This window comes from Aquipuribacter hungaricus (assembly GCF_037860755.1).
GTDB classification, from domain to species: Bacteria; Actinomycetota; Actinomycetes; order Actinomycetales; family JBBAYJ01; genus Aquipuribacter; species Aquipuribacter hungaricus.
In genome coordinates this window covers 1-11,755 of record NZ_JBBEOI010000109.1, presented here as the reverse complement: position 1 = coordinate 11,755, position 11,755 = coordinate 1, and the positions used below count along the sequence as shown (strand labels likewise).

The 11,755-nt window shown below is 75.8% G+C and carries 12 protein-coding genes; 4 read left to right on the top strand and 8 right to left on the bottom strand.

All coding sequences use genetic code 11. The features are described 5' to 3' along the window. Nucleotides 1-621: sucrase ferredoxin (locus WCS02_RS12090; RefSeq protein ID WP_340293471.1), on the top strand; the 621-nt coding region annotated here is incomplete at its 5' end. Nucleotides 622-656: 35 nt separating this feature from the next. Here the strand turns inward: WCS02_RS12090 and WCS02_RS12085 are convergent. Then, a complete protein-coding gene (locus WCS02_RS12085; RefSeq protein WP_340293468.1) occupies nt 657-1,667 on the bottom strand; it encodes a GNAT family N-acetyltransferase in 1,011 nt (336 codons plus the stop codon). Between the two features lie 71 nt (nt 1,668-1,738). Beyond that, the gene (locus WCS02_RS12080; RefSeq protein WP_340293465.1) at nt 1,739-3,871 is read right to left on the bottom strand and encodes a DNA gyrase/topoisomerase IV subunit B; all 2,133 of its coding nucleotides are present in this window, start codon (nt 3,869-3,871) and stop codon (nt 1,739-1,741) included. Between the two features lie 224 nt (nt 3,872-4,095). Between WCS02_RS12080 and WCS02_RS12075 the strand changes: the two genes are divergently transcribed. Further along, nucleotides 4,096-4,305 (top strand): DUF7455 domain-containing protein, encoded by a 210-nt coding sequence (locus tag WCS02_RS12075; RefSeq protein WP_340293463.1) that lies wholly within the window; start codon nt 4,096-4,098, stop codon nt 4,303-4,305. 132 nt (nt 4,306-4,437) lie between these two features. Continuing rightward, on the top strand, nt 4,438-4,932 hold the full coding sequence (locus tag WCS02_RS12070) for a DUF456 domain-containing protein (protein ID WP_340293459.1): 495 nt from the start codon (nt 4,438-4,440) through the stop codon (nt 4,930-4,932). 1 nt (nt 4,933) lies between these two features. On the opposite strand, the gene WCS02_RS12065 is transcribed toward WCS02_RS12070, so the two are convergent. The 6 genes from WCS02_RS12065 to WCS02_RS12040 all read right to left on the bottom strand — a co-directional run bounded on the left by WCS02_RS12065 (nt 4,934) and on the right by WCS02_RS12040 (nt 11,181). Further along, nucleotides 4,934-6,079 (bottom strand): hypothetical protein, encoded by a 1,146-nt coding sequence (locus WCS02_RS12065; protein ID WP_340293457.1) that lies wholly within the window; start codon nt 6,077-6,079, stop codon nt 4,934-4,936. Nucleotides 6,080-6,106: 27 nt separating this feature from the next. After that, nucleotides 6,107-7,273, bottom strand: a complete 1,167-nt coding sequence (locus WCS02_RS12060) for a hypothetical protein (protein ID WP_340293454.1) — start codon at nt 7,271-7,273, stop codon at nt 6,107-6,109. 55 nt (nt 7,274-7,328) lie between these two features. Then, nucleotides 7,329-8,054, bottom strand: coding sequence for a hypothetical protein (locus tag WCS02_RS12055; protein WP_340293451.1), 726 nt, complete (start codon nt 8,052-8,054; stop codon nt 7,329-7,331). A gap of 125 nt (nt 8,055-8,179) precedes the next feature. Beyond that, a complete protein-coding gene (locus WCS02_RS12050; RefSeq protein ID WP_340293441.1) occupies nt 8,180-10,006 on the bottom strand; it encodes an RNA polymerase sigma factor in 1,827 nt (608 codons plus the stop codon). Nucleotides 10,007-10,208: 202 nt separating this feature from the next. Then, nucleotides 10,209-10,799 carry an HhH-GPD-type base excision DNA repair protein gene (locus WCS02_RS12045; protein ID WP_340293438.1) on the bottom strand — a complete coding sequence of 197 codons (591 nt, stop codon included), beginning with the start codon at nt 10,797-10,799 and terminating at the stop codon, nt 10,209-10,211. A gap of 4 nt (nt 10,800-10,803) precedes the next feature. Next, nucleotides 10,804-11,181, bottom strand: a complete 378-nt coding sequence (locus WCS02_RS12040) for a universal stress protein (protein ID WP_340293435.1) — start codon at nt 11,179-11,181, stop codon at nt 10,804-10,806. A gap of 106 nt (nt 11,182-11,287) precedes the next feature. Between WCS02_RS12040 and WCS02_RS12035 the strand changes: the two genes are divergently transcribed. Continuing rightward, nucleotides 11,288-11,755: NUDIX domain-containing protein (locus WCS02_RS12035; RefSeq protein ID WP_340293432.1), on the top strand; the 468-nt coding region annotated here is incomplete at its 3' end.

Here is an 11,755-nt window from a genome sequence, read left to right as displayed (position 1 = left end):
CCTCCGACTTTGCTCGTCTGCACCAACGGCGCCCGGGACGCCTGCTGCGCCCGCGAGGGCCGGCCCGCCGCGGCCCTGCTGCAGGAGCGGCTCGGGCCCCGGAGGCGCGGGCTGTTCTCGCGGGCGGCCGTCGGCGCCGACGTCTGGGAGGCCACCCACCTGGGCGGGCACCGCTTCGCGCCCACCGCGGTGGTCCTGCCCTCCGGCGCCGTGCTCGGCGGGCTCGGGCCGGACCCGGCCCGCCTGGCCGACGCGGTCGAGGGCACCCTGCTCGGCCGGACCGTGCTCGAGGGGTACCGGGGCCGGTCGACGTGGCCGGTGCACGAGCAGGCCGCCGAGACCGCCGTCCGCCGGCACCTGGCCGTGGTGGGCGTCAACGCGGGGCAGGACGACGTCGTCGTCGACGGCAGCACCCCGGTCGACGCGGTCTCCGGCAGGGCCGGCGGGTCGTGGCGGGTGCTCGTCCGGCACTCCGGCGGGCGGACGTTCCGGGTGCTCGTCCACCGCAGCGTCATGGAGCCCGGCCGGCCCGCGTCGTGCGGCGCCGCGGTCACCCCCGTCGTGCTGTGGGACAGCGAGGTCGACCCCGACCCGGCGCCCGGGGTGTACGTCGGCCTGTGAGACCCGTCCGCCCAGGGGCCGTCAGGTGCGGCGGCTCAGGCGGCCGGCACGTCCCGGCACCAGCTGGTCTCGCGGCTGCGCTCGACGTAGCCGAGGTCGACGTACAGCGCGAGCGCCCCGGGGTTGTCGACGTCGACCCCAAGACCGGCCCGCTCCAGACCGTCCTCGCGGTAGGCCTGCAGGGCGCGGGCGAGCAGCGCCCGACCCAGCCCGCGCCCCCGGAACGCCGGCGCGACGCCGAGCAGGTCGGTCCAGCCCTCGGTGTAGCCCTGCGGCTCCCAGTCCTGCTCGTAGGTCCCGCTCACCAGGTAGCCCACGACCGCCCCGGTGCCGTCGACCGCGGCGAACGACAGGTCGGGGCGGCAGCCGGGCCCGTCGACGCAGTAGCGCCGCCAGTCGGCCGCCTCGATGGGCTCGCTGCCCCAGTGGTCGGCGAAGGCCTCGTTGTGGGCCTGCCGGACCCGCTCCTGCAGCGCGGCGCCTGCCGTTCCGGCGGACATCCGGCGCAGCTCCACCCCCGGCGGCAGCGGGGTCGGCGCGACCGGGACCGACCCGTCCCGGCCCATGATCGCGGAGAAGCGGCGGGGGGTGAAGCCGGCCGCGCGCAGCAGCCTCACCCGGTCCTCGAGGTGGTCCTCGACCCAGGCGCGCAGCATCCGCGGCACGTCCGCCGAGGCCGGTGCCGCGAGCAGCTCCTCCCCGCGGGCCGCCTGCCAGGCCAGCAGCGCCCGGCCCACGCCGCGCCCGCGGACGGCCGGGTGGACCCGCCCCGGGAGCATCGCCTGCCGGGTGCGCACCTGTCCCGGGCGGCGGAGCACGGCGCCGTAGGCCAGCACCCGGCCGTCGTCGTCCTCCGCCACCGCGCCGTCCGTGGCCGGGTCCCACCACTCGGTCCTCAGCTGGTCCTCGACGTCGGCGAGGCTCTCCCGCTCCTGCTGCCGGTCCACGTCGGCGCACGCCTCGGTGAGGGCGTGCACCGCGGGGGCGTCCTCACGGGTGGCGGCGCGGAAGCGCAGCCCGGCGACCGGGTCGGGGAGCTCTGCCACGTCCGCCACCCTCTCAGGCGGACCGGGCACGGCGCGAGCACCGCGGGCGGGGCCGCTGTGCCGTCACGGGCTCAGGCGTCGATCCGGTCGCGGTCGAGGTCGTCGGAGCGCTCGACGAGGAAGTCCTTGCGAGGGGCCACGTCGGAGCCCATGAGCAGCTCGAAGACGCGCTCGGCGGCCGCGGCGTCGGACACCCGGACCCGTCGCAGGGTCCGCCGCGACACGTCCATCGTCGTCTCGGCCAGCTGGTCGGCGTCCATCTCGCCCAGGCCCTTGTAGCGCTGCACCGGCTGCTTGACCGTCCGGTTCTTCTTCGCCGCCTCGCGCAGCACGCGGGCCAGCTCGGCGTCGGAGTACGTGTAGACGACCTCCTTGGTGGCGCCGGAACCGATGTCGAGGCGGTGCAGGGGCGGGACGGCCGCGAACACCCGGCCGGCGTCCACGAGGGGGCGCATGTAGCGGAAGAACAGCGTGAGCAGCAGGGTCCGGATGTGGGCGCCGTCCACGTCGGCGTCGGTCATGATCACGATGCGCCCGTACCGGACGGCGTCCAGGTCGAACGTGCGGCCCGACCCGCCCCCGATGACCTGGATGATCGAGGCGCACTCGGCGTTGCGGAGCATGTCCGACACCGACGCCTTCTGGACGTTGAGGATCTTCCCGCGAATCGGCAGCAGCGCCTGGAACTCGGAGTCGCGGGCGCTCATGGCGGTGCCCAGGGCGCTGTCGCCCTCGACGATGAACAGCTCGCTGCGCTCGGTGTCGCCGCTGCGGCAGTCCTTGAGCTTGGCCGGCAGCGAGCTGGACTCGAGGGCGTTCTTGCGCCGCTGGTTGTCCCGCTGCACCCGGGCCGCGACCCGGGCGCGCATCTCGCCGACGACCTTCTCCAGCAGCGCCGCTGCATGGCCGCGGTCCTCGCGCCGGACGCTGGTGAGCCGGGCGGCGAGCTCGGTCTCCACGACCCGGGCGACGATGGCGCGCACGGCCGGCGTGCCGAGGACCTCCTTGGTCTGGCCCTCGAACTGCGGCTCGGGCAGCCGGACCGCGACGACGGCGGTGAGGCCGGCCTGGACGTCGTCCTTCTCGACCCGGTCCGAGCCGTCCTTGGCGGCGACCTTGAGCTTGCGGGCGTTGGCCTGCACCTGCCCGCGCAGCGTCTTCAGCAGCGCCTGCTCGAACCCGGCGAGGTGGCTGCCGCCGTGCGGCGTGGCGACGACGTTGACGAAGGAGCGGACCGTGGTCTCGTAGCCGGTCCCCCACCGGACGGCGACGTCGACCTCGCACGTGCGCTCGACCTCGCGGGACTCCAGCCGGCCCGTGGCGTCCAGGACGGGCACGGTCTCGGTGAAGGTGCCGCTGCCCTGCAGCCGCCAGGTGCCGGCGACCTCCTCGCCCTGGGCCAGGTAGTCGACGAACTCGGCGATGCCCCCGTCGAAGCGGAGCTCGTCGTGCAGCGGCTCCGGCCCGCGGGAGTCGTCGAGGGTGAGCGTGAGGCCGGGGACGATGTGCGCGGTCTGCCGCAGGCGCGCCAGCAGGTCGTCGCGCTCGAACCGTGCGCCGGCCACGAACACCTGCGGGTCGGGCCAGAACCGCACGCGGGTGCCGCTGCGGCCCCGGGCCATGCGCCCCGACACCCGCAGGCGCGACCCGTCGACGAACGGCGAGAAGGTCGACGCCGGACCGGGCCCGTCCGGGCCGGCGGGGTCGGCGAACTCCCCCGGCTCCCCGCGGCGGAAGCTCATGGCGTGGGTGCGCCCGCCGCGGTCCACCTCGACGTCCAGCCGCGAGGACAGCGCGTTGACGACGCTCGCGCCCACGCCGTGCAGGCCGCCGGAGGCCGCGTAGGACGCCCCGCCGAACTTCCCGCCCGCGTGGAGCTTGGTGTAGACGACCTCGACCCCCGTGAGGCCCGTGCGGGGCTCGATGTCCACGGGTACGCCGCGCCCGTCGTCGCGGACCTCGGCGGAGCCGTCCGGGTGCAGCAGAACCTCGACCCGGGTGGCGTGGCCGGCCAGCGCCTCGTCGACGGAGTTGTCGATGAGCTCCCACAGGCAGTGCATCAGGCCGCGCGTGTCGGTCGAGCCGATGTACATGCCGGGGCGCTTGCGGACCGCCTCGAGGCCCTCGAGGACCGACAGGTGGCGCGCGGTGTACGAGGCGTCGCCCGCGGTACCCCGGGTCTGAGGGCCGGCAGTCGTGGACACCTCGCCACGGTAACCGGGCACCCGGACGCAACCGGTCAGGCAGGGCGCCACGCTGGGCCAGTGGTGTAGACCACAGACGTTTCGCGGCCAGCGGAACGGATGTCCGTCGGGAACGCCCCGGCGGCGGGCATGGTTGTACCGGACGACATGAACAGAGTCATCGAGAACACGACCCGCACTCACGCAGGTGCATCCACGAAGCCTGGAAAGGCGGTACCCGCATCATGACGACCCTGACGGCTCCGGCCCTCAACGCCGCCGACCGCTGCGACCGCTGCGGCGCCCAGGCATATGTCAAGGCTGTCCTCCCCGGCGGCGGCGAGCTGCTGTTCTGCGGCCACCACGGCCGGCAGTTCTCCCCCACCCTCGAGGCGCAGGGCGCCGACGTGCTCGACGAGACCGTCCGCCTCACCGAGGACGCCGCCACCAGCTGAGCACCCCCGTCGCCCCGCGGCGACGCCAGCACTCCCAGCACCACCACGACGGCACCCCGGCTCCGGCCGGGGTGCCGTCGTCGTCTGGCCTAGGGTCACCGCCATGACAGCGCCCGCCCGCGAGGCCCGCCCGTGAGCACCGAGGTCCTCGTGGGCACCCTCGCCCTGCTCGTCATGCTCGTCGGCCTGGTCGGGATCGTCGTGCCGGTCCTGCCCGGCCTCGGCCTCATCAACGCCGCCGTGCTCGTCTGGGCCCTGGTCGAGCGCAGCACCACCGGCTGGGTGTGCCTGGCCCTCTGCCTGGTGGTGTGGGCCGCGGCGTTCACCCTGCAGTACCTCGTCCCCGGCAAGCGGCTCGTCGCCGCGGGCGTCCCGACCTGGGTCATCGCCTGCGCCGGCCTGGCGGGCGTCGTCGGCTTCTTCGTCGTCCCCGTCATCGGCCTGCCGCTGTTCTTCGTCGGCGCGGTCTACCTGCTGCAGTCCTACCGCGCGGGCGGGCTGGGCCGGTCCCTGGGCTCCACGTGGCAGGCGGTCGTGGCGGTCGGCGTCTCGCAGCTCATCGAGCTCACCGGCGGGATGCTCTGCGTCGTCACCTACGTCGTGTCGTTCTACCTCGCCTCGCGCTAGCTCAGCAGCCCGGCCCCACCTGCACGAGGCCGACCACGTCGCGCGGGCCGACGAGCACCGCGTCGACGTCGACCACGGGCACCTGCTCGCGCCGGGGCCAGAGCCTGAGCACCCCTCCCGGCAGCTGCCAGTCCGCGGACAGGCCCTGCCCCCAGCGGTCCTCCAGGTAGGCGGCGGTCAGACCGGGGTAGGCGTCGGCGACGTCCAGCGGCGGGTCGCCGACCTCCAGGCCCGTGTCGGTGCGGCCGGCGTCCACGGTGATGCCGGCGACGACCGGCCCGCCGGGGCCGGGGTCGGACAGCACGAGGTACAGCAGGCCCGGCTCGCCGTCGCCCATGGCGAGCCGGCACGACGGCCCGCCGTCGTCGGCGGTGCCGTTGGCGCTGTCCCCCTCGTCCTGGACCGCGACGAGCCCGGCTGCCTCCGCCAGCGGCGCCCCGACCCGCAGCGGGCCGCGCCCCTGGAGGTCCAGGACGGGCAGCGCGGCCTCCTCGGTGGCCCGGACCCGCTCGGCCTCGGCCGCGCACCGCGTGGCGGCGTCGTCGCGCACCTGCACGTGGTCGACCCGGCCGTCCCCGGTGAGGTCGACGAACGCCGCACGCACGCTGGGCGTGGGGCGCAGCCAGGCGACGTCGACCGTGACGGAGGCCTCCTGCCACGGCACCGGGACCGTCGTCGTGGCCCGCAGCAGGCCGGGGGCCTCCAGGTCGTCCAGGCGTGCCCCGACCCCGGGGCCGAGGAACGACGAGCCGGCACCGGTGCGGGCGTCCACCGTCACCGACGCGAGCCGGTCCTCGACGAGCCAGCCGGCCACCCCGTCGCCGGGGCCGGTGTCCGACAGCCCCGGCAGCACCCGTCGGCAGCCGCCGACCGGCTCCTCCTGGACCGAGAACCCGGCGGCGACCACCTCGGCGGTCCCCATCCCCAGGCGGAGGCCGTCGACGCCGTCCTCGCGCACGACCACCGCGCCCTGCGGGTCCAGCGGCTCCGGCACGGGCGCGGACGGGTCGGCCACGGCCTCCAGCGAGGCGCGCGTGGCCTCCACGGCGGCGTCGTCGGCCGCGGTGCCCGGGCGGGCGAGGACGGCCCCGGCCACGAGCACGCCGACGCCGAGCACGACCAGGGCGGGTGTCGCGGCGCGGGGCACGTCCCAGCGTCGCACGGCGCGGCCGGGTCAGCAGAAGCGGTTCGGGTCCGTCGCCACGTCGCGCACGGACACCGATTGCACCAGCGACGGCGGCCCCATGACCGGCAGGTCGACGTCGGCCGCGTACCGCTGCGACAGGCCGACGTCGATCCGGACCACGCGCTGGCCGACGGTGGTCTCCCACGTCGCCCACGCTGCCTCGAGCCCCTGTCCCACCGCACCGGGGTAGGCGCGCAGGACCGCCTTGAGGCTGTCGCCCGCCCCCACGCCGAGCGACGGGGAAGTCGGGCCGTCCCCCTCGACCTTGACGACCACGCCGTCCAGCGCGGTGACGCTGAGCCAGCTGCCGTCGGCGTCCTGCCGCCAGAAGGCCTCGCAGCCCGCCGGGCCGCCGCCCAGCCCGCCCTCGAACCCGAGCGCCGCCAGCCCGGCGGAGGGCGAGCCGAGCGGGGCGACGTCCAACCCGTCCAGGCCCATGACGAGCGGCGGCAGCACCGGGGCGCCGTCGCGCCCCTCTGGCTGCACCGGGTGCGCGTCCTGCGAGCACCCCCGCCCGCCCGGGCTGCGGACCTCGACCGAGGTGATCCGCCCGGCCCCGGCGCCGGCTCCCGGCTGGTAGCCGGACGACACGTCGGCGTACACGACCTCGACCCCGTCGGCGGCGGGCACGTGGACGACGGTGACCGTCGGCCCCGCCGCGCCGAAGGGGCGCTCCAGCGTGGTGCGGGCGCCGGGCAGCTCGGAGGCCGTGGCGACCGGGGAGCCCAGCGTCGGGCCGAGCCAGGTCTCGAGCTCCGCCACCACGCGCGTCGTCGTGTCCCAGCGGGACAGGACCACCGCGACCACCTCGCCGTCCCTCACCCAGGCGCTGGTCTCGAAGGCGGGCATGCTGTCCGGCCCGGTCGCCCAGACCGGCAGGCAGGCCTCCGGCGGGGCCTCCTCCAGACCGACGAACCCCGGCCCGCCGGCGGCGTCCGCGAGCTCGTGCACGTCCATCCCGAGCCGTGCCGTCGGGACGCCGTCCGCCTCGAGGACGGTCACCTCGGGCCCGGCCGGCTCGGACGGGGCCGGCGACGCCTCGGCCGCCGGCGGCCGGAGGTCGGCCTCGTCCGCGGCGGTGCCGCCCCGCGCGGTGAGCACGCCGAGGAGCAGCAGCACCCCCGCCGTCGCCGGCAGCCACGTCCTCGTGCGCACAGGCCTCGCCCCCCTGCCGGGCATGCTGCCACGCGCGGGTGCGGTCGGGCAGCCCTCAGCGCGGACCAGGCGGCTCGGTACCGCCGGCGGGCGGCGACGGTGGGGCCGGGGCGTCGGTCGAGCAGGCGCGCCCGGCCGGCAGGCGCACCTCGATCCTCGTGGTCCGGCCCGGCTCCTCGCCCTCGTGGGCCCGCCCCCGGGGGGAGTCGGAGAGGACGACCTCGGGAGCGCCCGCGCCGGCGCCCGGCACGAGCACCGTCGTCACGACGGGACCGTCCGTCCCGGCCGGCCGGGCGGTGCTCGTCCGTGCCCCCGGCAGGGCTGCGGCCTCCGACAGCGGCGAGCCGAGCGTCGGACCCAGCCAGGTGCGCAGGCCGGGGAGCGCGGCGCTGGTGGGGTCCGGGCGGCCGAGGACGACGGAGACCACCTCGCCGCCCAGCAGCCGGACGGTGCTCTCCCAGGGGTGGCCGCTCGCGTCGACCGTCGGGGACCAGGCCGGGACGCAGCCGCCGGGCTGCCCCTCGACCGCCAGGCCACGGTCACCTGCCGTCGCCAGACCCGCGCCGTCGGACCCGAGCCTGGCCCAGGGCAGCCCGTCCGGCTCCAGGACGACGGGCTGCACCCCGGGCGGTGGCTCCTGCGACTGCTGCAGCGACGGCTCCTGCGACGGCCGAACGAGGGGCCGGAGGTCCTCCTGGCCGGCGGCGCTGCCCCCGCGTACGGCGAGCACCCCGACGACGAGCAGCACGGAGGAGACGGCGGCGAGCGTGGTCCTGCGCACGGGTGCACCTCCGGTCCCTCGTCCAGGACCCCGGTCCTGCCCGGCCATGGTGGCACCGGCCGCCGGCCCCGACGCGAGCAGGCCCGCCACCGGTCGGTGACGGGCCTGCTCGACGTGCTGCCGGGTCAGTCCAGGTAGTCGCGCAGCACCTGGGACCGGCTCGGGTGGCGGAGCTTGGACATGGTCTTGGACTCGATCTGACGGATCCGCTCGCGCGTGACGCCGTAGACCTTGCCGATCTCGTCCAGGGTCTTGGGCTGGCCGTCGGTGAGGCCGAAGCGCATGCTCACGACCCCCGCCTCGCGCTCGGACAGCGTGTCCAGGACCGAGTGCAGCTGCTCCTGCAGCAGCGTGAAGCTCACCGCGTCGGCGGGCACCACGGCCTCGGAGTCCTCGATGAGGTCGCCGAACTCGCTGTCGCCGTCCTCGCCCAGGGGGGTGTGCAGCGAGATGGGCTCACGGCCGTACTTCTGGACCTCGACGACCTTCTCGGGCGTCATGTCCAGCTCGACGGCCAGCTCCTCCGGGGTGGGCTCGCGGCCCAGGTCCTGGAGCATCTGCCGCTGCACGCGGGCCAGCTTGTTGATGACCTCGACCATGTGGACCGGGATGCGGATGGTCCGCGCCTGGTCGGCCATGGCGCGGGTGATGGCCTGGCGGATCCACCACGTCGCGTAGGTCGAGAACTTGTAGCCCTTGGTGTAGTCGAACTTCTCGACCGCACGGATGAGACCGAGGTTGCCCTCCTGGATGAGGTCCAGGAACAGCATGCCGCGGCCGGTGTAGCGCTTGGCCAGGCTGACGACGAGGCGGAGGTTGGCCTCGAGCAGGTGGTTCTTGGCCCGGCGCCCGTCCTCGGCGATCCACCACAGCTCGCGCTTGGCGCGCGGGTCGATGGAGCTGCCCTCGGACGTCATCCGCTCCTCGGCGAACAGGCCGGCCTCGATGCGCTTGGCGAGCTCGACCTCCTGCTCGGCGTTGAGGAGGGCGACCTTGCCGATCTGCTTGAGGTAGTCCTTGACCGGGTCGGCGGTGGCGCCGGCCTGCACGACCGTCGGGGCCGGGTCGTCGTCGTCCTTGTTGGTGATGACGAAGGACTCGGTGGCGGGCTTGCCGGAGACGGTGGGCGCGGCGGGCTTGTCGGTGCCCTCGGCCCCCTCCTCCTCGTCGCCGTCGGCGGTGTCCGCGACCACGTCGGCGACCTCGCCCTCGACCGAGGCCGCCACCTCGGCGACCTCGCTGAGGTCGGGCTCGACGTCGTCGTCCAGGTCCGCCGGGTCGTTCGCGTCGCCCTCGACCGGGGCGGCGGCGGCCTTGTTGGCGGCGATCTTCTTGGCGGTCGCCTTCTTGGCGGCGGCAGCCTTCTGCGCGGCCGTCTCGGGCGCCGCGGTCTTCTTGGCGGCCGTCTTCTTGGCGGCGGGCTTCGCCGCGGCCTTCTTGACCGTGGTGACCGTCACGGGGGCGGCCACCGTGGGGTCCTCGGCGGCGGCGGCGGCCAGGGCGGTGTCGCTCGCGCCACCGTCGGCGGCGGCCGCGGTCTTGCGCACGGCGGCCTTCCTCGGCGTGGCCTTGGCTGCCGGCTTCTCGGCCGCAGCCGTGCTGGTCGTCGTGCTGGTCGTCGTCGTGCTCATCGTCGCCACCGTCCCGTCGTCGATCGTCGCCGTGGCTGCTGGGGTGCGGGTGCGGGCGGCCGCCACGGTCGGCCGTGCCACGAGTCCTCTGAGGTCGATGGACCCCATGTCCAGCCCGGCCTGGACCAGGTCGGCCATGACGGCCTTCATGCGGCCGGCGGGGACCCCCGCGTCGTCGACCACCTGTCGCAGGTCACCGGCGGTGACCGCCGACCCCCTGCCGATACGCTCCCGGATGTCCGCCAGGGCCGGGTGGCCCAGGAGGTCCTGCAGGGAACGCTTCTCGTGCTCCGACGACACGCACAGCCCTTCGTCGTTCATGTCTGGTTCATGGCATGGAGAGGCCGGCGTCAGACAAGCGTGCGACGCCCAGCGACTACCATTGTAGTCCCAGGCCCGGGGCACGCCTCGCACACCGGCACCCGGCCCGACCTCCCGCGGACGGCGAAGCCGTCGTCCTACCTGGGAGAACGCGCCCCCGGGGGCGGCTGTTCCCGGTCGTGACCGGGCGCTGCCAGCGGTCTCAGGAGGCCCCGGACCCCTTGGCGGCGGCCTTGCGGGCCTGCTTGAAGTCCCGGACCAGGCCCAGGGTCTCCTCGTCGACGACGTCCGCGGCGGAGCGGTGCACGCCGTCCTCGCCGTACTCCCCCGCCGCCTCGCGCCACCCGTCCGGCCGGACGCGCCTCTGCTTGCCGAGCAGCGCGACGAAGATCTTCGCCTTCTGGTCCCCGAACCCGGGCAGGGCCTTGAGCCGCCGGAGCAGCTCGGCGCCGTCCGAGGCCGAGGACCACAGCGCCGTGGTGTCCCCGCCGTAGCCGTCGACGACCGCACCGGCGAGGTCGTGCAGGCGACCGGCCATGCTGCCGTGGTAGCGGTGCACGGCGGGCGGGCGGGCCATCAGGGCGGCGAGCTCGTCGCGCTCCATGGCCGCCACGGCCGCGGGGTCCAGCCGCTCCGGGCTGCCGGGAAGCCGGTCCAGCAGCCGCCGGGGCCCGGCGAAGGCGGCCTCCATCCGGACCTGCTGGTCCAGCAGCATGCCGACCAGCAGGGCGAACGGGTCGTCCTCGAGCAGCCGGTCCGCGGCGGTCTCGCCGGCCAGGTGCAGCCGCGTCACGGGGCTACTCGCCCTTGACGGCCAGGACCGGGCAGGTGGCGTCCAGCAGGATGCGCTGGGCGTTGCTGCCGAGGATGAGCTTGCCGACCGGGGAGCGGCGGCGCAGGCCGATGACGATGACCTCGGCGCTGACGTCGTCGGCGACCTGCAGCAGGTCGTCGGCGGGGTCGCTGCTGCGGGGCATGTGGCGCACCTCGTAGGCCAGGCCGCTGTCGTGCAGGCGCGCGGTGTACCCGGCGAGGTCGGCCTCCACCGCCTCCGTGGTGTCCTCCTTGCTGCTCACCACCACGAGGGGGAGGTGACGGCTGAGGGCTGCGTCCACCCCGTGGGCGAGCGCTGCGCGTCCCTCCCGGCTGGGCAGGTAGCCCACCACGACGGCCATGGCACCTCCTCTAGGCGTGCCCGACCGCCGTCGGCCGGGCTGCTCCTGGGCCACCGTAACGGTCCCGGCGCGCGGGGGTGCCGCGGCGCCCTCGTACCCTGGGCCGGTGGCGAGCCGCGACGGGGACGGGTGGGTGGCCTGCCGGTGCGGTGCGCGGCACTGGGGCCTGCACGGCGCGGCGGGGCTCGTGCTGTGGCGCCCGGGCGCCGACGGCCCGCAGGTGCTGCTGCAGCACCGGGCCGGCTGGGTGCACGACGGCGGCACCTGGGCCGTGCCGGGCGGTGCCCGCGACTCCCACGAGGACCCGGTCCGCGCGGCGCTGCGCGAGGCGGCCGAGGAGGTCGGGGTCCGCGCCCAGGACGTCGAGGTCGGGGCGACGCTCACCGGGACCGACCACGGGGACTGGCGCTACGACTACGTGCTGGCCGAGGCCTCGCCCGCCGCGGAGGTGCACGCCGCGAACGACGAGACGGCGGACCTGGGCTGGGTGGGGCTGGCCGAGGAGCCCGGCCTGCCGCTGCACGCGGACGACCTCGCCGCCCACGACGGCGACACCCGCGCCTGCGTCGAGGAC

What these genes read in the sequence shown, in the direction of transcription:
- WCS02_RS12075 (WP_340293463.1), top strand. Translation starts at nt 4,096, where the DNA reads ATGACGACCCTGACGGCTCCGGCCCTCAACGCCGCCGACCGCTGCGAC.
- WCS02_RS12050 (WP_340293441.1), bottom strand. Translation starts at nt 10,006, where the DNA reads ATGAACGACGAAGGGCTGTGCGTGTCGTCGGAGCACGAGAAGCGTTCC.
- WCS02_RS12040 (WP_340293435.1), bottom strand. Translation starts at nt 11,181, where the DNA reads ATGGCCGTCGTGGTGGGCTACCTGCCCAGCCGGGAGGGACGCGCAGCG.